This is a genomic window from Streptomyces europaeiscabiei, from assembly GCF_036346855.1.
Lineage (GTDB): Bacteria > Actinomycetota > Actinomycetes > Streptomycetales > Streptomycetaceae > Streptomyces > Streptomyces europaeiscabiei.
This window is the reverse complement of the sequence record NZ_CP107841.1, coordinates 4,422,056-4,447,365: the sequence shown is the minus strand read 5'-3', so window position 1 is coordinate 4,447,365 and position 25,310 is coordinate 4,422,056. Positions and strand designations below refer to the sequence as shown.

Genomic DNA, 25,310 nt, shown 5'->3' with positions numbered 1-25,310 from the left:
TTGGAGACACGGCCGGTCGACGTCAGCTCACTTCAGCCGCGTCTCCAACCCGTCCAGCACCCGGTCGAGTCCGTACTGGAACCCCTCGTCCCGGGCCGCCCGCGGATCCGCTCCGCGCTGTTCGGCGTAGCCCTCGCGCAGCAGCGGGTACTCCTGGGCGGCTTCCTCGGCGGCCGGCCACAGCCGTTCGACCATGGTCCGCTCGTCCTGACCGCTGCGGGCGAGGACGTTGAGCCAGGCGGCCTCGCTGGTGGCCGTGCCGGTGACGTACGCGACGAGCGTCGAGAGCGCCCGGTCGGCCTCGTCGGCGGGGAACCCGGCGGTGGTCAGCAGCTTCAGCATGGCTTCGGAGGCCCGCATCCAGTTCGGGCCGAGGTAGGACATGCCGAGCTCGCCGAGCACGGAGGCCAGCCACGGGTGGCGCAGGATCGTGGCGCGCAGGCTGTGGGCACAAGTGGCCGTGTCGTGACGCCAGTTCGCCGGGGCCGGGGTGGCCTGGACCTCGATCTCGCCGTAGATCTCGTCGACCGCCAGCTCCAGCAGCTCGTCCTTGTTGGCGACATGGCGGTAGAGCGAGGTCGCGCCGGCGCCCAGCCGGTTGCCGAGCTTGCGCATGCTCAGGGCGTCGATGCCCTCCTCGTCGAGCAGGCGCAGCGCCTCGGCCACGATGTGCTCCCGGCTCAGCGCGGGCTGCTCCCGCCCGGTCCGGGGCCGGGTCCACACGGACTGGAACCCCTCCTGCTTCCTGACCGGCTTCTCGGGTGCCATGGGAGCGCCTCTCCTCTACCTGCGTACGGTTGACACGGCCAGCGTACGGTGTTCGCACCGCAGGTCGGGCCTTGGCCGGGCTTTCGGGCGGGGCTTCGGGCCGGGCTTTCGGGCGGGCTTCGGCCGGGCTTCAGGCGGGGCTTCAGGTCGAACGTCCCTCGGTCTTCCGTCAGACTTCCGGGACGCGCCGGAACATCCCCGCCACCGCCAGCTCCCCTTCCATCCGCCCCACCGCGTCCCGCAGCTCGGGCAGGACCTCCGTCACGCACTCCTCGACCGACCGCCGACTGCTGTGCATGGCGACATTCACCGCGGCGACGACCCGCCCGCCCCGCTCCCGGACCGGCACGGCGATGGACCGCAGGCCCTCCTCCAACTCCCCGTCGACGAGGGCGTAACCGGCGCCCCGCACGCGCTCCAGGACGGCCAGCAGTTCGCGTCGGTCGGTGACCGTGTGCGGGGTCAGTCGGACGGGACGCTCCGGCAGGGAGACCTCGGGGAGCAGGTCGGCGAGCATGACGCGGCCGAGCGAGGTCGCGTACGCCGGCAGCCGTGTGCCGAGGGTGATGTTGACGCTCATGATGCGGCTCGTGGCGACCCGCGCCGTGTACTGCACCTCGTCCCCGCCCCCGGTGAGGATCGCGAGGGACGCCGAGTCGTGGACCCGCGCGGAGAGTTCGGCCAGGTGCGGCGCGGCGATCCGGGGGAGGGGCAGCATGGACAGGGGTGGGAAGCCCAGGCCCAGAACCCGGGGCGTGAGGCGGAAGACACGGTCGTACGACTCGACGTACCCGAGGTGTTCGAGGGTGATCAGCGCGCGCCGGGCCGTCGCCCGAGCGAGCCCGGTGGCCTGGGCGACCTCGGTGAGGGTCAGTGTGGCCCGCCCCTCGCCGAACGAGGTGATCACGGTGAGCCCCCGGGCGAGCGACTCGATGAACTCCCGGCCCAGTTCCTGCTTGGACGCACCGGTCCAGGCGGCGAGACCGGAGGAGCGACCCACGGGACCGGAGGGGCCCGAGGCGCCGACCCGCGCCGAGGCGGCGGCCACCGTGGGCTCCCGCAGCTCCCGTTCCATCGCCCCCACGGCCGCCCGCAGCCGCGGCAGCAGCACCGAACGCAGGGACTCCGCCGTGTGCCGGCTCGTATGGCTGACGACGTTCGCCACACACGCGATGCGCCCCGTACGCGGATCCCGCACGGGTACGGACACCGCCACCAGCCCCGGCTCGATCAACTGGTCGTCCAGCGCCCACCCTTGGGCGCCCGCCCGAACCGTACGGTCCTCGAAGTCGTCGTACGCGCCGCTGCGCGGAGGCACCGCCGGGAAGCCGTGGCCCTCCGGGTCGGCCGCGCGGCGGGCGTGCCACCGGGCCCAGTCCGCCGGCTCCCACTCGGTGGCGAACAGTGGGCCGGGGGCGGTGCGTTCGGCGGGGAGGAGGTCGCCGATGCGGAAGCTGAGGGACATCGCGCGGCGGCGGGTCGCCTGGTGGATGAAGCGGACGCCGTCCCGGTCGCGGACCGCCAGGGACACCGACTCGTCCAGCTCGTCGGCGAGGGCGTCCGCGTGGGCGTCGAGGAGGCGGGGGAGACGGATGGCGGCCAGATAGGCGTTGCCCAGCTCCATCAGGCGGGGGGCGAGGACCGCGTCGCGGCCGTCCAGCCGTACGTAGCCCATGCGGGCCAGCGTCGCCGTGATCCGGTCGACCGTGGAGCGCGCGAGACCGGTGGCCCGCTCCAGCCCGCTCGGACTCAGCGCTCCGTCCGCCTCGGTGAGCCGACGCAGCACGGTGATCCCCCGCATCAGGGGTGCGACGGCTTCGGCGGGCGCGGGGACCGCGCGCGGGGCGTTCGGGAGCATGGGGTCACGGTAATGCGGTCCGGCCGCGCTGCCGCGCCGGGCGCCCGGTAGCTCGCGTGTGTGGTCTGGCGGGTGCGGATCCGGTGGGGCTTCTCGCGCGGTTCCCCGCGCCCCTGAAGACCAGGCCCTTGCTGGGCCTGGATGACGTGGCCGCTGCGGGTCTGGAAAGCGACGGGCCGGTGGGTTTGGAAGGCGACGGCCGGCGGGCCTGGAAGGCGACGGGGCGGCGGGCCTGGAAGGCGACGGGGCTGCGGGGCGAAAAGCATGGGGCGCAGCCCCTGCTTTTCAGGGGCGCGGGGAACTGCGCGAGAAGCCCCACCGGACCCGCACCCGCCAGACATACCCCAGACACCCCACCCCGTCCTCCACCCCACCCCGTCCTCCACCCCACCCCGTCCTCCACCCCACCCCGTCCTCCACCCCACCCCGTCCTCCACCCCACCCCGTCCTCCACCCCCAAAGGTCACCGTCGGCTCACCACCACCCGATGGTTCCCCCCGACATCCACCCCGGCCACGGTGATCTCCACCCCCGTCCGCACGTCCTTGAAGGTCTCACCGGGGACGAACGGCGCGTCGGACAGCTCCGCGTGGACGTTGGGGCTGCGGGTGCACCCACCGCTGTCCCGGCGGGAGTCGTGGACCTTGATGGGCCCGTTCCCGGTGTCGACGGTCGCGTCGACCCGGTAGACGAGCACACCCGGCCGGCACACCGCCGCGTCGTTGCCCGCCCGCGTGCGCAGCTCGGCGACGTACGCCGCTCGGGAGCCGAGCGGGACGACGACCAGCTTCGCGCCGCCGGCGACGGGGAGCGGGGTCAGCGTGTACTCGGCCGTGCCGACGGCGGCCACGCAGCCGACCTGCGTCTCGTCGAGCCACCCGAGCTTCCACTTGTGCCAGCCCAGCAGATCGTTCTCGACGCCCCAGTCCTCGCTCATGATGTCCCAGTGCCCGACCGCGCCCCCACCCTCGTGGGTGTAGAGGTCGGGCAGCCCGAAGACATGGCCGTTCTCGTGGGGGAGGACCCGGTACCCGGTCTCCGCGTACGAGCCCGAGCCGTCGTCCTGGCGGCTGTAGACGAAGGACGCGTTGGCGACCGGCACACCGTCCGCGACCGGTGCCTCCCGGTTGCCGGCGAAGGTCACCGACAGGACGGTGTCGAGGGCGGAGGGGCCCGCGTTCGGGGTGACGAGGACGTTGATCAGGTCGTACGACCGGAAGTCCACCAGCGGATCGGCGGCCCGCACCATGTCCTGGACCAGCCGGCGGTAGCCGGGATCGAAGGGGGCGCCGCGCTCTATGCCGTACGAGCGGAAGGACTTCGGCATCCGCAGCCACTCGGTGAGCGGGGCCTCGGGGCGGTAGTCGATACGGCCGTAACTGCTGGTCCTGAACCACTTCTGGGTCTGCGGGGCGAACTCCGCGAAGCGGTCCATCGCACTGCCCTCGCCGGGCGCGTCGGAGAAGTCGATCATCAGGTTGAGGGCGCGTACCGTGCCGGTGGAGCGGGCGTAGCCGGGCGGGGTCGGCACGCCCTCGGACATCTGGGTGCCGAGCGGACCGCGGATCATGCAGGGGTCGAGCGCCGAACCGCGGGCCGGGGCTGTGGCCCCCGCGGCCGTCGTCGTCTCCTTCGCCATCAGGTGCCCGGTGCCGGCGGAGGTGCTGACCGCGAGCGTGAGGGCGGTGACGGAGGCGAGCGCGACGACGCGGCGCGGACGTATCCGGCGCGCGGGTATCCCGCGTCTGCGGAACGGCTGCTGCATGCACGCGCCCTTCGCTCCACGGCAGCCGCCCGGGGACGGGGCTGCACCCTCTCGATCACCCTGGGTCGAGGGGTGCGCGGGCGCGCGCTGGAAGGGCCGAACGTGGGCATCGACGCAAGGACTGTCGATGTGTGATCCAGGTCACGGGAAAAGTCTTCGGTGGCGGAAATAACCGGGGATCATTTCCCCGTTTAGCCATGTGTCCGAGCGAAACGGGGACTCCATCCCCGGATAGTCCCCGGGCGCCCCCCACACCACTGGATCAGGGAAGAGGAGTACGTCGTGGAGACCGCCACCGCCACCGCCGTACGTCGCAAGGTGCCCCGCCCTCGGGCCGACGCCCTGCGCAACCGGGAGCGGATCGTCAGCGCCGCACGGGAGATGTTCGTCGAGTTCGGCCCCGAGGTGCCGCTCGACGAGGTCGCCCGCCGGGCCGGCGTCGGCAACGCCACGCTGTACCGCAACTTCCCGGACCGCGACGCGCTGGTCCGTGAGGTCGTCTGCTCGGTCATGGACCGTACGGCCCTCGCGGCCGAGGCTGCGCTCACCGAGACCGGTGACGCGTTCGAGGCGCTCTCGCGCTTCGTGCACACCTCGGCCGACGAACGGATCAGCGCGCTCTGCCCGATGATCCAGAGCACGTTCGACAAGCACCACCCCGACCTGGAGGCGGCGCGCGAGCGTCTGGAGGAGCAGGTCGAGGGGATCATGAAGCGCGCCCGGGACGCCGGGCAGCTCCGCTCCGACGTGGGTGTCGGCGACCTGATGATCGCCGTCAGCCAGCTCAGCAGGCCCCCGGCCGGCACCCAGTGCGCGGGCGCCGACCGTTTCCTCCACCGCCACCTGCAAGTGTTCCTGGACGGCCTGCGTGCCCCGGCCCTCTCCGAACTGCCCGGTGCCCCCATCACCGTGGAGGACCTACGGAGGCCCTGCCCGTCCTGACCCACCTGACCTGGCCCACCTGACCTGGCCCACCTGACCTGACCTGACCCACCCGACCTGGCCACACCGTCCTGACCAGACATCGAACCGGTCCGGCCCGAACCTGACCTGACGCTCGATCGCACCGATCCCGCCGATTCCGCCAAGAGACAGGCCGGCGTCGCACGGATCCCGCCGATCGCCCGATCGCCCGATCGCACCGATCTCACCACTGTCGACGACGACAGACCGCCGACAAGCCGCCACCTCTCGACGCCTTTTTCGCCACCCGATACCGATTTTTCCGTCACGAAGTCCCGAAGTGGGTATCCCCATGTCCGAAACAGTCCGCAGCGCCGCCGGATCGGTGGACGATCCGCGCAACGACGCTCATGCCAACCGCTGGAAAGCGCTCGTCTTCATCGCCCTCGCCCAGCTGATGGTCGTGCTCGACGCGACCATCGTGAACATCGCCCTTCCGTCCGCCCAGCAGGACCTGGGGATATCGGACGGCAACCGCCAGTGGGTCATCACCGCGTACGCGCTGGCCTTCGGCGGCCTGCTCCTCTTCGGCGGCCGCATCTCCGACCTGTGGGGCCGCAAGCGCACCTTCGTCACCGGCCTGATCGGCTTCGCCGGCGCCTCCGCGCTGGGCGGCGCCGCCACCGGTGAGGCCATGATGCTGGGCGCCCGCGCGCTCCAGGGCGTCTTCGGCGCACTGCTCGCGCCCGCCGCGCTCTCCCTCCTTGCCGTGATGTTCACCGACGCCAAGGAGCGGGCCAAGGCCTTCGGCATCTACGGCGCGATCGCCGGTGGTGGCGGCGCCGTGGGCCTGATCCTCGGCGGCTTCCTCACCGAGTACCTGGACTGGCGCTGGACCTTCTTCGTCAACATCCCGTTCGCGGTGATCGCGGCGGTCGGCGCGTACTTCGTCATCCGTGAGCCGGCGGGCGGCCGCAACCGCTCCCCGCTCGACATCCCCGGCGTGATCCTGTCCACCCTGGGCCTGGTCTCCCTGGTCTACGGCTTCACGCGGGCCGAGTCCGAGGGCTGGGGCGACTCGATGACGATCACCCTGTTCATCGCCTCGGCGGTGCTTCTCGCGGCCTTCGTGTTCGTCGAGTCCAAGGTCAAGGCCCCGCTGCTGCCGCTGCGCGTGCTCATCGAGCGCAACCGCGGTGGTGTCTACCTCTCCCTCGGCCTCGCGATCATCGCGATGTTCGGCCTGTTCCTCTTCCTGACCTACTACCTGCAGATCGTGAAGGGGTACTCGCCGGTCAAGACCGGTTTCGCCTTCCTGCCCATGATCGTGGGCATGATCACCGGCTCGACCCAGATCGGCACCCGCCTCATGACCCGGGTCCCGCCGCGCCTGCTGATGGCCCCCGGCTTCCTGGTCGCCGGCCTCGGCATGCTCCTGCTGACCCAGATGGAGGTCGACTCCTCGTACGCCGGTCTGCTCCTGCCGGCCCAGCTGCTGCTCGGCCTCGGTATGGGTACGGCGTTCATGCCGGCGATGTCCCTCGCGACCCACGGTGTCGAACCGCGTGACGCGGGCGTGGCCTCCGCCATGGTCAACACCTCCCAGCAGGTCGGCGGTGCCATCGGCACGGCCCTCCTGAACACGATCGCCGCCTCCGCGACCACGTCCTACATCAAGGACCACATCGGCTCGGCCACCTCGAAGCCGGCCCGCCAGCTGGTCGAACTCCAGGGCATGGTCAACGGCTACACCAACGCCATCTGGTTCGCCGTGGCCATCCTCGTGGCCTCCGCCGCCATCGCCTTCACCCTCATCACCACCGGCAAGCCGGACATGACGGCCACGGCCGGAGCGGGCGAGGACGCGACGGACGAGATCAAGGTTCCGGTGATCGCCCACTGAGAGGGGTGCTGGAGGGGTGGGGTGGGGTGGGGCAGGGGTGAAGCTCATGCCCCACCCCACCCCACCCCTCCAGGGGTGCGGGAACCGCGCGGCAGCTGCGCGGCAACCGCGCGGCCACCGCGTGAGACCCCGCCCACCCGCACAACTCCACGACGGAAAGGCCCCTAACGAAGCCAGGGCAGATCCGCACCCGCCTCAGACGGCTGAAGGCCCTCCGCGATGACTCCCATGATCTCGCCGAGGGCCTTCCGCTGTTCCGCCGACAACCGGTCGAACAGCGCCTGCCGCACCGCGGTCACATGCCCCGGCGCGCTCTTCGAGAGCATCTCGGACCCCCCGTCCGTCAGTACGGTGAACTGCCCCCGCTTGTCGGACGGACAGTCCTCGCGCCGCACCCACCCGTTCTTCTCCAGCCGGGACACGGCGTGCGACAGCCGCGACCGCGTGATCTTCGTCTGCATCGCCAGCTCGGTCATCCGCAGCCGCCGCTCCGGCGCTGCGGACAGCACCACGAGCAGGTGGTAGTAGAGGTGCGGCATGCCCGCGTCGCGCTGCAACTGGCGGTCGAGATGGTCCTCGAGCAGGGTTGTGGCGTGCACGTAGGCGAGCCAGGTGCGTTGCTCCTCGTCGGTGAGCCAGCGGGGTTCTTCCTCAGCGGATGCATCCTTCATGACTCCACTGTACGAGGCTCCTTCTTGAAATTTGAACTATAGAGATGTAAGGTGAAACAAGAAATATTGAGACTTCAACTACTGGGGAGTTGGGGGAGTCTCAAGAGCCTGGAGAGCCAGGCGAAACCAAGGAGACAGAGAGCGACCACCGGGCCCGCCGAGGCGCGTGTGTCGTGTGCGTCGCGCGTGTTGAGGGAGTCACCCCTATGTCCGCCGCCACAGCCGAGCGCATGCCCGCCCTGTACCTGAGTCACGGGGCCCCGCCGCTCGCCGACGACCCGATCTGGCCCGCCGAGCTCGCCGCCTGGTCGGCGACCCTGCCCCGCCCCAAGGCGATCCTCATGGTCTCCGCCCACTGGGAGAAGGCCCCGCTCGCCCTCGGCGCCGTCGCCCCCGTCCCCCTGGTCTACGACTTCTGGGGCTTCCCCGAGCACTACTACAAGGTCCAGTACGGGGCACCGGGTGCCCCCGAGCTGGCGGCCTCGGTCCGCAAGCTGCTCCAGGCCCCCGGCATCCCCGTCCAGGACATTCCGGATCGGGGCCTCGACCACGGTGCGTACGTCCCCCTGGTGGAGATGTACCCCGACGCCGACATCCCGGTCCTGCAGATCTCCATGCCGACGCTCGACCCGGTGAAGCTCATGGACATCGGCCGCAAGCTCGCCCCCCTCCGGGACGAGGGCGTGCTGATCATCGGCTCCGGATTCTTCACCCACAACCTGGCCGCCCTCCGCCAGGCCGGCGTCCCCACCTGGTCCACCGAGTTCGACGACTGGGGCCACCGGGCCCTCGAATCCCGCGACTGGGACGCCCTCCTCGACTTCCTCCACAAGTCCCCGGCCGGGCAGCTCGCCCACCCCCGCACGGAGCACTTCGCCCCCCTCTTCGTCACGATGGGCGCGGCCGAGGCCTCCGGTGAACTGGATGCCCAGCGGTCGGTGATCGACGGCTTCTGGCTGGGGCTGGCGAAGCGCTCGGTGCAGTTCGGCTAGCCGCTCCCGGCGGCGGCCCCGGCGACGGGGCGGGCCTGTTGGCACGGGCCCTCGGGCCGGGGTCGTTTACCTGTCAGGTCATCGACCCCGGCCCGTCCGGCTGTCAGGCTCGTCGGCGTACGGAGCCCGACCGCCAGAGCGCCCGACCGGAAGGACGCCATGCCCGCCTACGCCATAGCCCACCTGAGGGACGCCGCCCCGCACCCGGAGATCGCCGAGTACGTCGAGCGCATCCCCGCCACCTTCGAGCCGTACGGCGGCCGCTTCCTCGTGCACTTCGCCCAGCACGAGGTGAAGGAGGGGGGCTGGCCCGGAGCTGTCGTGGTGATCGGCTTCCCCGGGATCGCCGAGGCGCGGAGCTGGTGGGACTCCCCCGCGTACCAGGAAATAGCCCCGCTGCGGTCACGACATGTCGAGGGCGACATCATCCTGGTCGAAGGGGTGCCCGAGAACTACGACCCCACCGCCTCCGCGAAGGTCATGAGGGAGGCACTGTCTGCCGAGCAGTGAGTTCGGCCGAGCAGTGAGTTCGGCCGAGCGGTGGGTTCGGCCGATCAGCGAGTTCGGCCGATCAACGGCCCGGGCCGTCGGCGGGGAGTCACAGCCCCTTCTCGTACCAGGCCACATCCCAGTACCGCCCGAACTTCCGCCCGACCTCCCGATACGTGCCGACGTAACGGAACCCGAACCGCTCGTGCAGCCGTGTCGACGCCTCGTTCGGCTGGGCGATCCCGGCGTAGGCGCGATGGACGTCCTCGTCGGCGAGCGCCTCGAACAAGGCCTTGTACAGCAGCGTGCCCACGCCCCGGCCGCCCGCGTCCGGGGCGAGGTACACCGACACCTCCACCGAGGTGTCGTACGCCGGTTTCACGCGAAACGCGCTGCTCGTGGCGTACCCGAGAATCCGCTGTGAGTCCGTGGAGGTGGCAACCATCAGGCGGTGCGGGCCGTCTTCAGGGTGGGAGAGGAGCCAAGGACGGCGCTCTTCCGGAGTGAAGACGGCGGTATCGAATGTGATGGGCGTCTCACGGACGTAGTGGTTGTAGATGTCGGTGAGGGCGGCGAGGTCGGTCTCGACTCCTGGTCTGACCTGCACCTCTACGGACTCCCTGGACATCTCGCCTCCCCCTGTGGCGGCACAGGGTACTGCAAGATCAGAAAAATAGTGGGACGGGTTGGGAATTCTGTCCTGATTCCAGTCGTTGTTTCCTTCGGAAGCAGGGCACTCGGGAGAGTGTCCGAGCGGCCGCATCAAGACCCGTGCAGGACCCGATACGACCCTGCCAGCCCACCATCGCAAGGGAGCACGCATGGCAACCCGTGCCGTCGCCGCTCGTCGTTCGTCCGCCGGCCGGACCGACGCGGCTCGCAGCGTTCGCGCCTCTGGCGGCGAGATCGCCGACCGCGACCTGGTCGGCATGTACCTCGACGAGATCGCGCGTACACCGCTGCTCGACGCCGCCAAGGAAGTCGAGCTGTCCCAGATGATCGAGGCGGGTGTGTTCGCGCAGCAGATCCTCGACGGCGCCGAGGAGCCCAAGGCGGACGCCACCCGCGAGGAGCTCGAAGCCCTCGTCGCCGACAGCGAGCGGGCCAAGGACATCTTCATACGGTCCAACCTGCGCCTTGTCGTGGCCGTCGCCCGGCGCTATCCGCGCAGTGGCCTGCCCCTGCTCGATCTCATCCAGGAGGGCAACGCCGGCCTGGTCCGCGCGGTCGAGAAGTTCGACTACCGCAAGGGCTTCAAGTTCTCGACGTACGCCACCTGGTGGATCCGTCAGGCCATCACCCGTTCGATAGCGGACCAGTCGCGCACCATCCGGCTGCCCGTCCACCTCGTCGAGGAGCTGGGCCGGATCCGCCGCGTGCAGCGCGAGTTCAACCGCGAGCACGGGCGCGACCCCGAGCCCCGGGAGATCGCCGCCGAGCTCGGTTCCAACGCGGACCGTGTCATCGACGTCCTCGACTGGGCCCGCGACCCGGTCTCGCTGAACATGTCGGTGGACGACGACGGCGACACCCAGTTCGGCGACCTGCTGGAGGACACCTCCGCGGTCTCGCCCGAGCAGTCCGTGCTCACGCTGCTGCGCAGCGAGGAGCTGGACGACCTCATCGGGCGCCTCGACCAGCGCACCGCGTCCATCATCAAGATGCGGTACGGCATCGAGGACGGCCGCGAGCGCACCCTCACCGAGGTCGGCAAGGAACACGGGCTCACCCGTGAGCGGATCCGCCAGATCGAGAAGCACGCCCTGCTCGAACTGAAGAAGCTCGCCCGCGACACCGGCTTCGACGCGGTCGCCTGACCCTTTCGAGGGTCAAGCAACGGACGATCCGGCCCGGTACGGACCAAGGCCCCGTACGGCCCAACCCCTGGGGCCGCCACGGGGCTTGGTCCGGCGTACCACCCGTACGTCGGCCACACCTTGGCCGTACTGTGCCGCTACTTGGCCGTACTACGCCGCTTCAACTCCCCGTTCCCGGGGCACAAGACTTCCGGGCCACGACTTCACCGGGCCCGGAGCCGTCAGGCCCGGGACCCGGAGTTCGAGGGAGTCGGGGGGGCACACGCCACACCGAAGTGCGTGTGCGCCTCCGTACGCCGTCACCACTCGAAGTCCCGTCATGGCCCTGAACAGGACTTCACCGCAGGACCCCGGACTTCACCGAAGCCATCCGAAGCCGAGTCCCGACGCTCTCCCCCCAGCGCCGGGACTCTCCGAGAGCCGGGCTTCGGCGCCACCCCCCCCGGCGCCGGAGCCCGGCTTCTTTTCCGCTGTCGCAGGAAGCCATGGAAGCCATGGAAGCCATGGAAGCCATGGAAGCCATGGAAGCCATGGAAGCCCCGGGGAGCCCCGGAAGCCACAGGGGGGAAGCCGCCCGAACGGGCCGACCGGCCCGAGGGAGTCCGACCGGCCCGAGGGGTCCGGCCGGAGGGAATCAGGGCCAGGCAGACCGACCCCCGGCCCCTGAACCCCGGGGGTGAACCGAACGGGGCAGATAGTGCCCCGGAGGCAATCCCCGCCCGGGCATGGCGAGTGCCATACCCGCACGTCAGAGGCCCGCGTCCCGCACGTCAGAGGCCCGCGTCCCGTGCCTCGCGTCCCGTGCCTCGCGTCCCGTGCCTCGTGCCTCGCGTCCCGCGTCCCGTGTCCGACCCCGAGCCTCACGCCTCGGAGGCGCCCGCCGCCCGAGTCAGCCGTGAGCCCAACTCCTTGACACACCCGACCAGTTCAGGCGGCTCGTGCACTGTGAAGTCGCAGTCGACCATGGCGAGCCGTACGGCCAGCCACTCCACGGAGTCGCCGACGGAGGCCCGCAGCCGGCAGTTGTGCTCGTCGAGGGGTTCGGGCGTACCGAACCAGCGGGGGAGCCGGGCCGCGATGAACTCGGCGGGCGCGGCGAAGGTGACGTCGAACGCGTAGGTCTCCTGCCGCCGGTACATCGACTGCCGCAGATATTCCTCCGCACTCCCCGTCGGCAGCTCACGCGGCGCGTACCGGGCGCCCGTGGCGAAAGGTTCCTCGACCCGGTCGACCCGGAAGGTGCGCCAGGCGGCGCGGTCGAGGTCGTACGCGACGAGATACCAGCGGCGGCCGGTCGAGACGAGCCGGTACGGCTCGCAGTGGCGCCGTGAGTCCGTGCCGTCGCCGGAACGGTAGGCGAAGCGCAGCCGCTCCCGACCCGCCACCGCCGAGGCCATCACGGTCAACGTCTCGGGTGCGACGGTCGCCCCGTCGCCGCTGGTCAGGGGAGTGGTGGCGGCCTGCAACGTGGAGACCCGGTGACGCAACCGCGACGGCAGCACCTGTTCGAGCTTGGCGAGCGCCCGTACGGACGCCTCGTCCACCCCCTCCACCGCGTGCCCGGCCCCGGCCCGCAACCCCACCGCGATCGCCACGGCCTCCTCGTCGTCCAGCACGAGCGGGGGCATCGCCTTCCCCGCCACCAGCCGGTACCCGCCCTCGGCCCCCATGGTCGCCTGCACCGGATACCCCAGCTCCCGCAGCCGGTCGATGTCCCGCCGGACCGTACGACGCGACACCCCGAGCCGCCCGGCGAGTTCCCCACCGGGCCACTCACGGGGCGTCTGGAGGAGGGAGAGGAGTTGGAGGAGCCTGCCGGGGGTGTCGGTGGTCATGAGAGCCCCTCTCCGGCCGATGGTTTCCCTGGTGTCGTCATGACCCGAGCATGCCGGAGAAGTAGGACACGATCTGGCCTACTGGACCTCTACTTTCCACGCATGACCTCGACAACGAGCGCCCTTCAGGGGCGCGGGGCTGTTACATCTGCGACTCCGTCGCGTGGGCGCGACCAGCCACGGACGAACGTCGGCGACCCGACGACAGAAGCCCGAACGGCGCTCGACGCGTCCCCCGGCGGAGCCGACCGCCGCCGCTGGACAGCCCTCGCCATCGTCATGACGGCCGCCTTCATGGACCTGGTCGACGTCACCATCGTCAACATCGCGATCCCCTCCATCCAGCGAAGCGAACACGCCACGTTCAGCCAGATCCAGTGGATCACCGCCGGCTACGCCCTCGCCTTCGCCGCGGGCCTCGTCACCGGTGGCCGCCTCGGCGACATCCACGGCCGCAGGCGGATCTTCCTCCTCGGGATCGGCGGCTTCACGCTCGCCTCCGCGCTGTGCGGCCTCGCCGCGAACCCGGAGATGCTGGTGGCGGCGAGGATCGCGCAGGGCGCGACCGCCGCGCTGATGGTGCCGCAGGTGCTGTCGATCGTGCACGCGACCTTCCCGGCGCACGAACGCGGCAAGGTGTTCGGCCTGTTCGGGGCGATCGTGGGCCTCGGCGCGGTCTCCGGCCCGCTGCTCGGCGCCCTGCTCATCGAGTGGAACCCGCTCGGCCTCGAATGGCGGGCGATCTTCCTGATCAACCTGCCGGTCGGCGTCGCGGGCCTGATCCTGGGCCGCCGTTTCATCACCGAGTCCAAGGCCCCGCAGGCACTGAAGCTGGACCTCGTGGGCGTCGCCCTCGTCACCGCCGGCCTGCTGATGCTGCTCTACCCGCTCACCCGGGGCCGGGAGCTGGACTGGCCGCTGTGGGGGTACGTCTCGATGGCCGGCTCGCTGGCCGTGCTCGTGGCGCTGGTGGCGTACGAGCGGCGCAAGACCGCGCGTGACGGGTCGCCGCTCATCGAACTGTCGCTGTTCAGGGTGAAGAGCTTCGCTGCGGGCATCGCCGTGCAGACCGTCTTCGGCGTCGCCCTCGGTGTCTTCTTCCTCGTCTGGACGCTCTATCTCCAGACCGGCCTCGGCTGGAGCGTCCTGCGGGCCGGCCTCACCGGCATCCCGTTCTCCCTCGCCGTGTCGGTCGCGGCCGGGGTCTCGGTCCAGAAGCTCGTCCCGCGCTTCGGCCGCAAGGTCCTCCAGACGGGCGCGCTGCTGATGGCGGCCGGGGTGCTGCTGTACCTGGCGGAGTCCGAACGGTACGGCCTCGCCATCACCCCCTGGCAGATGGCGCTCCCGCTGGTCGTGATGGGCGCGGGCATGGGTCTCGTCGTCGCCCCGCTGACCGACGCGATCCTCTCCGGAGTGCCGCGAGAGCACGCCGGGTCCGCGTCCGGGCTGATCAGCACCGTCCAGCAGATGGGCAATGCGCTGGGCCTCGGCCTGGTCGCCGTCGTCTTCTTCGGCGTCATGGACGACCACCTCGCCTCGGCCGAGATCGGCCCCGCCTTCGTGGACGCCTTCGAGTACGCGCTCGGCTGGGTGGCCGCCGTCCTGGTCGCGATCTTCCTGCTGATGTTCGCCCTGCCGGGGCGAGCCGCCCCGGTGCCCGGTGAGCCGACGTCCCCGGAGCCCGACGAGTCGACGTCCGCGGAGCCCGACGAGCCGGTGTACGCAGAAACCGACGAGCCGGTGTACGCCGGGGCCGGTGAGCAGGCGTCGGCACGGGCCGGTGAGCCGGTGCGCTGACCGGCGGTGAACCGGTGCGCCGGCGGCGGCGAGAGGTGGGGTCCGGCACCTGGGAAGGTGCCGGACCCCACCTCTCGCCGTACGCCCGGGCATGCCCGTCCATGTCTGAGTCACGCCCGAACCTGTTTACTTTCTGGAAATCCGGGCGTAGCCTCCGATCGAAACCACAGAATCGGGCATCGGTCGGAGGGGAACGGACATGTACGCACCGGAGCGGCAGCAGGAGATCCTCCGGCTCGCGCGTGACGGCGGCCGGGTGGACGTGGTGTCGCTGGCGGAGGAGTTCCAGGTCACGGCGGAGACCATCCGCCGGGATCTGAAGGCCCTCGACCGCGCCGGCCTCGTCCAGCGGGTGCACGGCGGCGCGATCCCCGCCGGCCGCCTGGACTTCGAGCCCGACCTCGCCGAGCGTGAGGGCACCGCGGCCGACGAGAAGGACCGCATCGCGCAGGCCGCCCTCGCCGAACTGCCGAGCGACGGCACGGTCGTCCTCGACGCCGGTACGACGATCGCGCGCCTCGCCGCCGTCATCCCGCTGGAGGCCGCGCTCACCGCGGTCACGCACAGCCTGCCGATCGCGGCCCGCCTCGCCGACCACCCGGGCATCCAGCTCCACCTGGTCGGCGGCCGTGTCCGCCACCGCACGCGCGCCGCCGTGGACGCCTGGGCGCTCAGGGCCTACGGAGAGATCCGCGCCGACGTCCTCTTCGTGGCGGCCAACGGTTTCTCCGTCGACCACGGTCTGACCACCCCCGACCTCGCCGAGGCCGCCGTGAAGCGGGCGGCGGTGGCCGCCGCCCGGCGCGTGGTGCTGCTCGCCGACTCCTCCAAGCACGGCCAGGAGCACTTCGCCCGCTTCGGCGACCTGAGCGACGTGGATCTGCTGATCACCGACGGCGGACTGAGTCCCGAAGACGCCCTCGCCATCGAACGCAAGGGCACCGAAGTGCTGCGCGTCCCGGGCACGACACCCGTCAACGGCTCCGCCGCGGCCCGGTCCAACGGCCGGAAAGACCGCTCATGATCCTCACCGTCACACCGAACCCGTCCCTCGACCGCACCTACGAGGTCCCCTCCCTCGACCGCGGTGAGGTCATCCGGGCCACCGGCGAACGCATGGACCCGGGCGGCAAGGGCGTCAACGTATCCCGGGCGGTCGCCGCGGCCGGCCGGCGCACCGTGGCCGTACTGCCGCTCGGCGGAGCGCCGGGCGCGCTGGTCGCGGACCTCCTCGACGCGCAGGGCATCGAGGTCGCGCGGGTGCCGGTGGCCGGGGCGACCCGCTCCAACATCGCCCTCGCCGAGGCCGACGGCGTCCTGACGAAGATCAACGCACCCGGCCCCGAACTGACGGCCGCCGAGCAGGAACTCCTCCTGGAGACCGTCCGTGCCCAGTCCGCCGACGCTTCCTGGATCGCCTGCTGCGGCAGCCTCCCGCGCGGCCTCGCCCCGTCCTGGTACGCCGAACTCGTCGCCCGCGCGCACGCCGCCGGCGTCCGCATCGCCCTGGACACCTCCGGCCCGGCCCTGCTCGCCGCCCTCCGCGAACGCCCGGACGTCGTCAAACCCAACGCCGAGGAACTCGCCGAAGCCGTGGGCCGCCCCCTCGCCACCGTCGGCGACGCCGTCAAGGCCGCGGAGGAGCTCCGCGAGATGGGCGCCGACGCGGTGCTGGCCAGCCTCGGCGCCGACGGGCAGCTCCTCGTCGACGCCTCGGGCGCCTGGTTCGGCACCGCCCGCGTCGACGCCGTCCGCAGCAACGTCGGCGCCGGCGACTCCTCCCTCGCCGGCTTCCTCATCGCCGGCGGCCACGGCCCCGAAGCCCTCGCGTCCGCCGTCGCCCACGGCGCCGCCGCCGTCCAACTCCCGGGAAGCGTCATGCCGACCCCGTCCGACCTGGACCCGGCCGCGGTCACGGTGACGGCGGAGATACCGGCGGACCTGGTCCTGAGGGAGCCGGTGTCATGAGCGGAAGACCGCGAACGAACCTGCGTTCTTCCTTACCCGCCCTCCCGCACCTGTCCTTCCCCCGGTCGGCCCCCGTGGCCCACGCCCCCCACACCTCCGTCCCCACCCCCGCCCGCCACATCCCCCGGGCGATACGCGTGCGAAGGAGCCCGCGATGAGCGAGATGATCACCGCGGACCTGGTCGACCTCGACCTGTCCGCCGATACGAAGGAAGCGGCGGCGCGTGCCCTCGCCGAGCGCATGGTGGCGAAGGGCCGGGTCACCGACCTGGACGGCTTCCTCGCCGACGTGGCCGCCCGTGAGGCGCAGATGCCGACCGGCCTCGACGGCGGCATCGGCATCCCGCACTGCCGCAGCGAGCACGTCACCGAGCCGACCCTCGCCTTCGGCCGCAGCGCGGCCGGCGTCGACTTCGGCGCGCCCGACGGCCCCGCCGACCTGATCTTCCTGATCGCCGCCCCGGCGGGCGCGGACGACGCCCACCTCACGATCCTGTCCTCCCTCGCCCGCCAGCTGATGAACACCGAGTTCACGGACGCGCTCCGCGCCGTGGACGACGCGGCCCGCGCCGCCGCGCTCATCCGGGGCGACGAGACGGCACAGCCCACCGAGACCACCTCGGGCACCGAAGACTCCGCGGCGGCGTCGGGCGGAACGGCCTCCCCCGACGCCGCCGCGGTCAGCACGACCCCGGCGCCGACCGTCCCCGAAGAGGCCGCCCCCGTCGAGGCCGCCCCCGTCGAGGCCCGCCCCTTCCGTATCGTCGCCGTCACCTCCTGCCCCACCGGCATCGCGCACACCTACATGGCCGCCGAGTCGCTGGAGAACGCGGGCCGGGACGCCGGTGACGTCGAGATCGTCGTCGAGACGCAGGGCTCGGCCGGGTTCTCCCGTCTCGACCCGGCGGTCATCGCCGCCGCCGACGGTGTGATCTTCGCCCACGACGTGCCCGTACGGGAGAAGGACCGCTTCGCCGGCAAGCCCACCGTCGACGTCGGCGTGAAAGCGGGCATCAGCCGCCCCGCCGCACTGATCGCCGAGGTCCGCGGCAAGGCCGAGCGCGGCGAGGTCACCGCCGCCGCGCGCCCCGGCACCCCTGTCGACCGGGCGGGCGAGCCCGGCGAGGGCTACGGCACCAAGCTGCGCAAGTGGCTGATGTCAGGCGTGAGCTACATGGTCCCGTTCGTCGCGGCGGGCGGTCTCCTCATCGCCCTCGGCTTCGCGATCGGCGGCTGGGAGATCAACCAGGCCAAGCCGGTCACCGAGCACTTCGACTGGCTCCAGGTCGACAGCTGGGCGGCCCTGCTGTTCCAGATCGGTGACGTCGCCTTCGGCTTCCTGATCCCCGTCCTCGCCGGTTACATCGCGTACGGCATGGCGGACCGGCCGGGTCTCGTCCCCGGCTTCGTCGGCGGCATGATCGCCGCCAACATCAACGCGGGTTTCCTCGGTGGCCTGGCCGCCGGTCTGATCGCCGGTGGGGTCGTCCTCGGTATCCAGCGGATCAAGATCCCGCCGGTGATGCGCGGCATCATGCCGGTGGTGGTGATCCCGCTCATCTCGTCGATGATCGTCGGCTTCCTGATGCTGGTGGTGATCGGCAAGCCCATCGCCGAGGCGCAGAAGGGCATGACGGACTGGCTGAGCGGCCTCTCCGGCAGCAACGCGATCCTGCTCGGTGTCCTGCTCGGCCTGATGATGTGCTTCGACCTGGGCGGCCCCGTCAACAAGGTCGCCTACGCCTTCGCCACCGCCGGTATCGCCGTGCAGGACCCCAGCGACTCCGCGATGAAGATCATGGCGGCTGTCATGGCGGCCGGCATGGTCCCGCCGCTGGGCATGGCCCTCGCGACCACGATCCGCAAGAAGCTGTTCACCACCACCGAGCGCGAGAACGGCAAGGCGGCCTGGGTGCTCGGTGCCTCGTTCATCTCCGAGGGCGCGATCCCGTTCGCGGCGGCCGACCCGCTGCGCGTGATCCCGGCCTCCATGGCGGGCGGCGCGGTCACCGGCGCGCTGGCCATGGCCTTCGGCTCGACCCTGCGCGCCCCGCACGGCGGTATCTGGGTCACCCCGCTGATCGGCAGGCCGTTCCTCTACCTGCTGGCCGTCGCGGTCGGTACGGCGGTCACGGCCGGCCTGGTCATCCTCCTGAAGGGCATGCGCAAGGCCCCGGCGGGCACGACGCCCGAGTCCGCTCCCGCGGCCGCCGACGCGCAGACGAAGGAGCCGGTCGCGGCCTGAACCCGTGACCGTGCGTACGGCCGAGGCCCCCTCCGCGTGGGAGGGGGCCGCGGTCGTACGTGTTTCCCGGCCGGGGAGGGCCTCGGCCATGCGCGTTCCCCGGCCGGGGAGGGCCGCGGTCGTACGCGTTCCCCGGCCGGGAGGAGACAGGGGCCGGACCGAGGTGAGCGAGACGCCCCGTGCGTCCCTTTGAAGCCTTTACAACCGGTGTGACGTGTAAGCCGTACCTGCGAGATACGTCACGGTCCGGGCTCAAAGTCCCATCGGGTGGTGTCTACTGGACGGCATGCCTGAGCACGTGTCGATCCTCCACCCGTTGGGCGTGGCCGCCCTCGTCCTCGCGGCGGTCGTCTGGGTCGCCGTGCTCGTCCGCGTCCTGCGCCGTGACCACGAGGTCCACCGCGGCCGCTTCGCCGACCGGGCCCGCAGGCGCGGGCAGCGTCTGCGGGGCCTGCCCCATCAGCTCCGCAGGGGCCCGCACGTGGAGCACGTGGAGCTGACCCCGGCGGAGCAGGACGCCTTCGCGTTCCTGGCCCGACAGTTCAGCGACGACCGCATGGCCTGAGCCCCTCCGCCCGCAGGCCCGCAGGCCCGCAGGCCCGCAAGGTCCGAGAGGTCTAGCCGAGGGTCCCCGCCCGCCGCTCCATCGCGTCTCGGGCCGCGTCCTCCGACGCGTACACCTCGCACATGTGGCGCCCGTCAGGCGTGGCCGTGTGTTCGACCTCCCAGAGGGAGACCTCCTGCCCGTCCGCGAGCAGGAACGCGTGTTCGTAGAGCGAGAAGCTCAAGCCCGGCCGGCCGTGCCGGGCGGGACGGTGCGGGCGGCCGAAGGCCTGGGTGATCTCGTGCGCGAACGCGGTCCGCAGCAGCAGCGTGGCCAGCTCGTCCCCGGGCGGGTCCGGGTTCTCCGCGCGCCGCAGCAGCCGGCGGGCGTGGTCCGCCGAGTCGTCCAGCGCGTACTCGTGGCGCGGCTCGGGGAACGCCGCCAGTTCCACCATGGTGGGCAACTCGAAGTCGGGGGCGTCCGGCGGCAGCGGCAGGCGCGCGGTGGCGGCCCGCAGCTCCTCCTCGTCCGTGTACACCTCGTGCTGGGTGTCGCTGCCGGGCACCGTGTTGTGCACCAGCTCCCACATGGTGACGGCCGAACCGTCGGCGAGCAGCCAGGTGTGCCGGTACGTCGCCCGGTGCAGCCCCGAACTGTAGTGCGCGGAGTGCAGCGAGCTGTCGTGCGCGAGGGCGCAGTCGAGCTGTCGTATCGTCTCGTCGGGCAGTTCGAAGGAGTTCAGGGCGCGGCCGAGGAGCCGCGCGAGGTGCTCCTCAGGAGACTCGGGCGACTCGGGTGGCTCGTACGCTGCCGTCTCGTACGGAACGCTCAAGGTTTCTCCCGGCGTTGCTGCATGTCACCTTGTGGGTGCATACCGTAGCCCCTCGGTCGGACATCATGTCCGGGAACCGAGAAAACGTACGTGGATAGAACGCCGGAGCCGCGCGGTTCGTTCCCGCGCGGCCCGACGAACTCCCAGAACAGAGGGGTCAGATGGCGTCTCCCGCCGTCCACTCGCTCCACGACATGTTCCAGCCGTTGAGGCCGTTGTCCGGCGAGACCGTCTTGTCGGGGGAGTTCTTGACGATCACCACGTCGCCGATCAGCGAGTTGTCGAAGAACCACTTGCCGACCGTGTCGCCGTTCGCCCCCTGGGCGTCCGCGAGGCCGACGCAGCCGTGGCTGGTGCCCTGCCGACCGAAGGGCGGGTTGGACCTGTTGTACCAGTAGTTGCCGTGGATGAAGGTGCCCGATGTGGTCAGCCGCATCGCGTTCGGCACGTCCGCGATGTCGTACTCACCGCCGAAGCCCACCGTCGACCCGTTCATCCGCGTCTGCCGGAACTTCTCCGAGATCACCATCTGGCCGTTGTACGTCGGGTTCGCCGCGGCGCCCGCCGAGATCGGCACGGTCTTGAGTGTCTTCCCGTCCCGTTCGACCGTCATGGTCTGCGTGTTCACGTCGACCGTGGAGACCTGCGAGCGCCCGACCGTGAAGGTGACCGTCTTGTCCTGCACGCCGTAGAGGCCGTTCGCGCCCTCCACGCCGTCCAGGTCCAGCTTCATCGTGACCTTGGACCCGGCCTTCCAGTACTCCTCGGGCCGGAAGTCGAGACGCTGCGCCCCGAACCAGTGCCCGACCACCTCCTGCCCGCTGCTCGACGTCACCTTGATGTGCGACTGCACGGCCTTCTTGTCCGTGATCGCCTTGTCGAAGGTGAACGACACCGGCATCCCGACCCCGACCGTGGTGCCGTTGTCCGGTGTGTACGTCCCGATGAAGCTGTTGGCCGTCGACACGGTCGTGAAGATGGAGTTGGCGGCCGACGTCTTCCCGGCGGCGCTCTTCGCGGTCGCGGAGATCCGGTACTTCGTGCCGCGCTCCAACTGCTCCTTCGGCTTCCAGGACCGCCCGTCCGCCGCTATCTCGCCCGCCACCACCGCGCCGCCCTCGGCGACGGTCATCTCCACCTCGGTCAGCTTGCCGCCGCTGACCTTCACGCCGGTCGCGTTGATGGAAGCGCCCGTCGAACCGTCCTTCGCCGAGATCGTGATCCGCGCGTCCGCGTCCCCGGCCGAAGTCCCCTTGCCGCCACTCTCGTTGTCGGCCTGGGCGTCCCCGCCACAGCCGGTGAGGGTCAGCGCACCGACCACCAGCACGGCACAGGTCCCCAGTGCCCGCCGTACAGCAATCTTCGGCCTCGTCACGATCTGCTCCAGCTTCTTCGCGTCAACGGCGATCCACGTGATCCGCTCGGTACGTGAAGAAGGAGCGAGCAGCGGCCGGGCGGGTTCCCCCTGACTCCCGCCTGAGGGCATCACGTGACAGAACCGGGACAATCGCCCCCGGCGACAGCGGCTGGAACCAGCGGACCTCAGACCCCCCTCATCCCCCTCATCCCCCTCATCCTCATCCCCGTCGTCCCTCTCCGTACAACTCCTCGTACGACGGCCACACTCCACCGGGCCCGTCCACCGACTCGGCCGCCCGCACCGCCCGTACGATCGCCCGGGTCACCAAGTCCGCCCCTGCCGCGAGGAGTTCGTTCAGAGCGAGGAGGCCGGCCCGGGGCGGCAGCGGCCGGGCACCCGTCGCCAGGGCGAACACCGTGTCGCCGTCGTTGAGCAGATGCACGGGGCGTACGGCGCGGGCGATGCCGTCGTGTGCCGTGCCCGCCAGCTTCTGGGCCTGGGCGCGGGTCAGGTCGGCGTCGGTGGCGACCACGGCCAGCGTGGTGTTCAGCGGGGGAGGGGGACTCTTCGCGGCGGCCTCGGCGACCCTGCGGCGTGCGTTCTCGTGGACCTCGGGCGCCGGATACGCCGCACGTCCCTGGAACAACTCCCCGTACAGCACCCCCGTCTCCGGATCCGTCACCGATCCCGCCGCGTTGGCGACCACCAGTGCGGCCACCGTGATCCCCGAGTCCAGCACGGTGCTCGCGGTGCCGATGCCGCCCTTGAGCAGCCCGACCGTCGCCCCCGTCCCGGCACCCACGCACCCCTCCGCCACCGGAGAGCCGGGCCCGCTCGCGGCGGCTGCCTCGACCGCCGCCCGGCCGGTGGCCGCGTCCGGTCTGGCCCTGAACTCCCCGCCCCGCCCCAGGTCGAAGACACAGGCGGCCGGCACGACCGGCACCACGTGCGCCGGGTCGGGCCCCACCCGCACACCGCGTCCGCGCTCCTCCAGCCAGGCCATCACTCCCGACGCGGCGTCCAGCCCGTACGCGCTGCCGCCGGTCAGGACCACCGCCTCGACCTTCTGCACCAGGTTGCGCGGGTCGAGCGCGTCCGTCTCCTTGGTGCCCGGCCCACCCCCGCGGACGTCCACGGCCGCGACCGCGCCGCCCTCCGGAGCCAGCACGACCGTGGTACCGGTGAGCCAGCCCCCGCCGACCCGGGTGGCGTGGCCGACCAACAGGCCGGGAACATCGGTCAGCGCGTCAACTGTCATGGACGTCATGAGTGCTGTGGGCCTCTCGTGTCTCGCGGGCCGGGTGGGCCTGGCGGGTCTCTTCGGCGTCGTGGGTGCTGTGGGCGCGGGCGGTGAACACCACCCCGACCGTGACCGTCACGGCCGCCACGACGCCCGCGGCCAGGACTGCCCAGTGCCCCAGGAACGTGCACACGATCACGGCCAGCGCGGAGAGCGGCAGGACGGTCTGCTGGGCCGTGCCCACCTTGTGGTGACGGGCGTGCAGCGCCCACACGGAGAGGAGATACAGCGCCGTCGGCAGGGTCACCGCGGCCGACGCGGCGAGCGTGGAGATGTGCGCCTTGTGCACCGCCTGCTCCACCGCGACCTCCAGTCCGGCGCCGATCGCGGCCGCCGAGGCGAAGATCAGGTAGTGGCCGTAACCCCACAGGAAGCTCTCCTTGTTGGAGCGCAGATGACCGTGGATGGGAACGGCGAAGTAGACCCACCACGCCGAGAACACGATCAGCAGCCCGCCCACCGCGATGGGCAGCAGCTCGCCCAGCGCGTCGTCGTCGTCCACCGCCGACTTCACGGCGACCGTCGCCGCCAGGAGCGTCTCGCCGAGCACGATGATGGTGAACAGGCCGTACCGCTCGGCGATGTGATGCGGATGCCAGGGCGTCTGGAAGCCCTTCTCCGCGTACACCGGGACGCACAGTTCGGCGATCGCCATCACCAGGAACAGCCACGGCCTGGCCGGTTCCGGCACGATCAGCAGCCCCAGCCAGCCGACCTGGCACAGCGCCACGCCGCCCGCGTACCGCAGTGCCGTGACCCGCTCGGCGCCCGTGGCGCTTCGCCCGGCCCGCAGCCACTGCGCGGTCATCGCCAGCCGCATGATCACATAGCCGAGGACGACCAACAGCCAGTCGTGGTCCTCGAAGGCCCGGGTGACCCCGGCGGCGAGGACCAGCACACCGGCGATCTGGAGGAGGGTCACCAGTCGGTACGGCACGTCGTCGTTGTCGTACGCCGAGGCGAACCAGGTGAAGTTCATCCAGGCCCACCAGATCGCGAAGAAGATCATCGCGTAGTTCACGATGCCCTCGGCGGCGTGCGCCTCCGCGACGGCGTGCACCAGTTGGATGCCCGCCTGGGCGACGGCCACGACGAAGCACAGGTCGAAGAAGAGCTCCAGCGGTGAGGCGACCCGATGTTCCTCCTCACGCCCCCGCGCGACCAGCCTGCGCACCGGAGCCCGGCCGACGCCGGGAGAGGAGGCGGAAGCCGAGGCAGTTCCGGAACCTGGGGCCGGTTCCGGAACCGAGGGGGTCGATGGCGTGGAACTGGGCGTCATGCGGCCAAGCACACCAGAAAAGCCGGTGGAATTCCCGCTCGGGTGTTCACCAGTTCCTGGGTGGACCGAGGGAGTGCGCGGACGGGCCCGGTGAACGTGTGGGCGAGCCGGGGCTGGGGCTGCGACCGGCCGCCGTTCGTGCTCGGGGCCGTACCCTGGAGGCATGAGTACCGCTCCCGCCCCCGAACCGCGTGACCCCAAGGCCGCGCTCGTCTTCGACGACCCGCTCAGCCGGCCGTCGTCCGACGACACGGACCACGGGTGGGGCGAGCGGCCCGGCGACGGCGGCGACAGCGTGGCCGACCTGAAGCGCTTCCTCGACGAGAAGCCGCCCCACCACATCTGACACCGTCCGCCAAGGGCCTCCGGTGCCGCTAATCGCGGTCGTGGCCCGAGCCGCGCTGGGCCACCAGGGCGTCGCGGATCTCCTTGAGCACCTCCAGCTCGCTCACCTCGATGACCTCCTGCATGCCCTCCTTCGCCTTCCGGCGGGCCTCCTGACGGGCCAGGTACTTGGCCATGGGGAGCACCATCAGGAAGTAGACGACGGCCGCGGTGATCACGAAGCTGAGCGTGGCGCCCAGCACCGAGCCCCACGCGATCTGGATACCGCTGGTCACCGTGCCGTCGTCGGCCACCTCGCAGGGTTTCTCCACGCAGCTGACATAACTGTCGAGATTCTTGGTGCCGATCGCCCCCACCAACGGGTTGATGAGTCCCTTCACCACCGAGTTGACGATGTTGGTGAATGCCGCGCCGATGACCACGGCGACGGCCAGGTCGATGACGTTCCCCCGCATCAGGAAGGCCTTGAAGCCCTCCCAGACGCTCGGCTTCTTCTTCTCGCTCACCACGAGGCCTCTCTGCGCTGATTGTGGAACAAATGACTCCGCAACCTACGTCAGGGCCGGGCCGGGGTGTCCAATGGGGTCCCTCCATCGTGGGACTTGACGGGTGGGGGCCGGCTTTCGCAGGACCAGTACC

22 protein-coding genes are annotated in these 25,310 nt (G+C 71.1%); 11 read left to right on the top strand and 11 right to left on the bottom strand.

Annotated elements, in window-relative coordinates; genetic code table 11:
- Window positions 1-27: 27 nt before the first annotated feature.
- The 3 genes from OG858_RS19160 to OG858_RS19150 all read right to left on the bottom strand — a co-directional run bounded on the left by OG858_RS19160 (window position 28) and on the right by OG858_RS19150 (window position 4,391).
- On the bottom strand, window positions 28-768 hold the full coding sequence (locus OG858_RS19160) for a TetR/AcrR family transcriptional regulator (RefSeq protein ID WP_086749185.1): 741 nt from the start codon (window positions 766-768) through the stop codon (window positions 28-30).
- A gap of 169 nt (window positions 769-937) precedes the next feature.
- Window positions 938-2,626, bottom strand: coding sequence for an IclR family transcriptional regulator domain-containing protein (locus OG858_RS19155; RefSeq protein ID WP_319069170.1), 1,689 nt, complete (start codon window positions 2,624-2,626; stop codon window positions 938-940).
- Between the two features lie 463 nt (window positions 2,627-3,089).
- On the bottom strand, window positions 3,090-4,391 hold the full coding sequence (locus OG858_RS19150; RefSeq protein ID WP_319069169.1) for a M6 family metalloprotease domain-containing protein: 1,302 nt from the start codon (window positions 4,389-4,391) through the stop codon (window positions 3,090-3,092).
- A gap of 282 nt (window positions 4,392-4,673) precedes the next feature.
- On the opposite strand from OG858_RS19150, the gene OG858_RS19145 reads away from it, so the two are divergent.
- On the top strand, window positions 4,674-5,333 hold the full coding sequence (locus OG858_RS19145; RefSeq protein WP_319321781.1) for a TetR/AcrR family transcriptional regulator: 660 nt from the start codon (window positions 4,674-4,676) through the stop codon (window positions 5,331-5,333).
- 313 nt (window positions 5,334-5,646) lie between these two features.
- Window positions 5,647-7,197, top strand: a complete 1,551-nt coding sequence (locus OG858_RS19140) for an MFS transporter (RefSeq protein WP_179201438.1) — start codon at window positions 5,647-5,649, stop codon at window positions 7,195-7,197.
- A gap of 164 nt (window positions 7,198-7,361) precedes the next feature.
- Here the strand turns inward: OG858_RS19140 and OG858_RS19135 are convergent, their stop codons facing one another.
- Window positions 7,362-7,868, bottom strand: a complete 507-nt coding sequence (locus OG858_RS19135) for a MarR family winged helix-turn-helix transcriptional regulator (protein WP_319069167.1) — start codon at window positions 7,866-7,868, stop codon at window positions 7,362-7,364.
- A gap of 206 nt (window positions 7,869-8,074) precedes the next feature.
- On the opposite strand from OG858_RS19135, the gene OG858_RS19130 reads away from it, so the two are divergent.
- Together OG858_RS19130 and OG858_RS19125 are read left to right on the top strand one after the other, a co-directional pair.
- Window positions 8,075-8,860, top strand: coding sequence for a dioxygenase family protein (locus tag OG858_RS19130; protein WP_086747641.1), 786 nt, complete (start codon window positions 8,075-8,077; stop codon window positions 8,858-8,860).
- A 159-nt stretch (window positions 8,861-9,019) separates the two neighbouring features.
- Window positions 9,020-9,370 carry a DUF1330 domain-containing protein gene (locus OG858_RS19125; protein WP_086747642.1) on the top strand — a complete coding sequence of 117 codons (351 nt, stop codon included), beginning with the start codon at window positions 9,020-9,022 and terminating at the stop codon, window positions 9,368-9,370.
- Window positions 9,371-9,458: 88 nt separating this feature from the next.
- On the opposite strand, the gene OG858_RS19120 is transcribed toward OG858_RS19125, so the two are convergent.
- A complete protein-coding gene (locus tag OG858_RS19120; RefSeq protein WP_086747643.1) occupies window positions 9,459-9,977 on the bottom strand; it encodes a GNAT family N-acetyltransferase in 519 nt (172 codons plus the stop codon).
- A gap of 193 nt (window positions 9,978-10,170) precedes the next feature.
- On the opposite strand from OG858_RS19120, the gene OG858_RS19115 reads away from it, so the two are divergent.
- Window positions 10,171-11,166, top strand: a complete 996-nt coding sequence (locus OG858_RS19115) for a sigma-70 family RNA polymerase sigma factor (RefSeq protein ID WP_037705510.1) — start codon at window positions 10,171-10,173, stop codon at window positions 11,164-11,166.
- An 860-nt stretch (window positions 11,167-12,026) separates the two neighbouring features.
- On the opposite strand, the gene OG858_RS19110 is transcribed toward OG858_RS19115, so the two are convergent.
- Window positions 12,027-13,001: a helix-turn-helix transcriptional regulator gene (locus OG858_RS19110; RefSeq protein ID WP_086747644.1), complete on the bottom strand. Its 975-nt coding sequence runs from the start codon at window positions 12,999-13,001 to the stop codon at window positions 12,027-12,029.
- 279 nt (window positions 13,002-13,280) lie between these two features.
- Here OG858_RS19110 and OG858_RS19105 point away from each other — a divergent pair, with 279 nt between their 5' ends.
- From OG858_RS19105 to OG858_RS19085, 5 genes are all read left to right on the top strand, one after another.
- Window positions 13,281-14,798: an MFS transporter gene (locus tag OG858_RS19105; protein ID WP_256960313.1), complete on the top strand. Its 1,518-nt coding sequence runs from the start codon at window positions 13,281-13,283 to the stop codon at window positions 14,796-14,798.
- A gap of 199 nt (window positions 14,799-14,997) precedes the next feature.
- Entirely contained in the window at window positions 14,998-15,822 is an 825-nt protein-coding gene (locus OG858_RS19100) for a DeoR/GlpR family DNA-binding transcription regulator (RefSeq protein WP_086753371.1), read from the top strand.
- Complete coding sequence (pfkB, locus tag OG858_RS19095; RefSeq protein WP_086753369.1) at window positions 15,819-16,766, top strand: 1-phosphofructokinase; 948 nt, start codon at window positions 15,819-15,821, stop codon at window positions 16,764-16,766. The genes OG858_RS19100 and pfkB overlap by 4 nt, the downstream gene beginning before the upstream one ends.
- Window positions 16,767-16,920: 154 nt before the next feature.
- Window positions 16,921-19,011: a PTS fructose transporter subunit IIABC gene (locus OG858_RS19090; protein WP_328544694.1), complete on the top strand. Its 2,091-nt coding sequence runs from the start codon at window positions 16,921-16,923 to the stop codon at window positions 19,009-19,011.
- Window positions 19,012-19,297: 286 nt separating this feature from the next.
- Window positions 19,298-19,576, top strand: coding sequence for a hypothetical protein (locus tag OG858_RS19085; RefSeq protein WP_319069154.1), 279 nt, complete (start codon window positions 19,298-19,300; stop codon window positions 19,574-19,576).
- Window positions 19,577-19,628: 52 nt separating this feature from the next.
- Here the strand turns inward: OG858_RS19085 and OG858_RS19080 are convergent, their stop codons facing one another.
- The 4 genes from OG858_RS19080 to OG858_RS19065 form a co-directional block, all read right to left on the bottom strand.
- A complete protein-coding gene (locus OG858_RS19080; protein ID WP_086748212.1) occupies window positions 19,629-20,387 on the bottom strand; it encodes a DUF6227 family protein in 759 nt (252 codons plus the stop codon).
- A gap of 157 nt (window positions 20,388-20,544) precedes the next feature.
- Window positions 20,545-21,762 carry a L,D-transpeptidase gene (locus tag OG858_RS19075; RefSeq protein ID WP_319262327.1) on the bottom strand — a complete coding sequence of 406 codons (1,218 nt, stop codon included), beginning with the start codon at window positions 21,760-21,762 and terminating at the stop codon, window positions 20,545-20,547.
- 202 nt (window positions 21,763-21,964) lie between these two features.
- A complete protein-coding gene (locus OG858_RS19070; protein WP_319069153.1) occupies window positions 21,965-23,005 on the bottom strand; it encodes a P1 family peptidase in 1,041 nt (346 codons plus the stop codon).
- A complete protein-coding gene (locus OG858_RS19065) occupies window positions 22,995-24,326 on the bottom strand; it encodes a low temperature requirement protein A (RefSeq protein WP_327744010.1) in 1,332 nt (443 codons plus the stop codon). The genes OG858_RS19070 and OG858_RS19065 overlap by 11 nt, the downstream gene beginning before the upstream one ends.
- Before the next feature lie 163 nt (window positions 24,327-24,489).
- On the opposite strand from OG858_RS19065, the gene OG858_RS19060 reads away from it, so the two are divergent.
- Window positions 24,490-24,672 carry a hypothetical protein gene (locus tag OG858_RS19060; protein WP_037705523.1) on the top strand — a complete coding sequence of 61 codons (183 nt, stop codon included), beginning with the start codon at window positions 24,490-24,492 and terminating at the stop codon, window positions 24,670-24,672.
- 28 nt (window positions 24,673-24,700) lie between these two features.
- Here OG858_RS19060 and mscL read toward each other — a convergent pair whose 3' ends face one another.
- A complete protein-coding gene (gene mscL, locus OG858_RS19055; RefSeq protein ID WP_179200955.1) occupies window positions 24,701-25,177 on the bottom strand; it encodes a large conductance mechanosensitive channel protein MscL in 477 nt (158 codons plus the stop codon).
- Window positions 25,178-25,310 lie beyond the last annotated feature (133 nt).

Coding starts and splice junctions, on each gene's coding strand:
- pfkB (WP_086753369.1), top strand. CDS start 15,819: ATGATCCTCACCGTCACACCGAACCCGTCCCTCGACCGCACCTACGAG.
- OG858_RS19150 (WP_319069169.1), bottom strand. CDS start 4,391: ATGCAGCAGCCGTTCCGCAGACGCGGGATACCCGCGCGCCGGATACGT.
- OG858_RS19135 (WP_319069167.1), bottom strand. CDS start 7,868: ATGAAGGATGCATCCGCTGAGGAAGAACCCCGCTGGCTCACCGACGAG.
- OG858_RS19155 (WP_319069170.1), bottom strand. CDS start 2,626: ATGCTCCCGAACGCCCCGCGCGCGGTCCCCGCGCCCGCCGAAGCCGTC.
- OG858_RS19110 (WP_086747644.1), bottom strand. CDS start 13,001: ATGACCACCGACACCCCCGGCAGGCTCCTCCAACTCCTCTCCCTCCTC.
- OG858_RS19105 (WP_256960313.1), top strand. CDS start 13,281: ATGACGGCCGCCTTCATGGACCTGGTCGACGTCACCATCGTCAACATC.
- OG858_RS19090 (WP_328544694.1), top strand. CDS start 16,921: ATGAGCGAGATGATCACCGCGGACCTGGTCGACCTCGACCTGTCCGCC.
- OG858_RS19070 (WP_319069153.1), bottom strand. CDS start 23,005: ATGACAGTTGACGCGCTGACCGATGTTCCCGGCCTGTTGGTCGGCCAC.
- OG858_RS19125 (WP_086747642.1), top strand. CDS start 9,020: ATGCCCGCCTACGCCATAGCCCACCTGAGGGACGCCGCCCCGCACCCG.
- OG858_RS19100 (WP_086753371.1), top strand. CDS start 14,998: ATGTACGCACCGGAGCGGCAGCAGGAGATCCTCCGGCTCGCGCGTGAC.
- OG858_RS19065 (WP_327744010.1), bottom strand. CDS start 24,326: ATGACGCCCAGTTCCACGCCATCGACCCCCTCGGTTCCGGAACCGGCC.
- OG858_RS19160 (WP_086749185.1), bottom strand. CDS start 768: ATGGCACCCGAGAAGCCGGTCAGGAAGCAGGAGGGGTTCCAGTCCGTG.
- OG858_RS19060 (WP_037705523.1), top strand. CDS start 24,490: ATGAGTACCGCTCCCGCCCCCGAACCGCGTGACCCCAAGGCCGCGCTC.
- OG858_RS19140 (WP_179201438.1), top strand. CDS start 5,647: ATGTCCGAAACAGTCCGCAGCGCCGCCGGATCGGTGGACGATCCGCGC.
- OG858_RS19120 (WP_086747643.1), bottom strand. CDS start 9,977: ATGTCCAGGGAGTCCGTAGAGGTGCAGGTCAGACCAGGAGTCGAGACC.
- OG858_RS19115 (WP_037705510.1), top strand. CDS start 10,171: ATGGCAACCCGTGCCGTCGCCGCTCGTCGTTCGTCCGCCGGCCGGACC.
- OG858_RS19130 (WP_086747641.1), top strand. CDS start 8,075: ATGTCCGCCGCCACAGCCGAGCGCATGCCCGCCCTGTACCTGAGTCAC.
- OG858_RS19085 (WP_319069154.1), top strand. CDS start 19,298: ATGCCTGAGCACGTGTCGATCCTCCACCCGTTGGGCGTGGCCGCCCTC.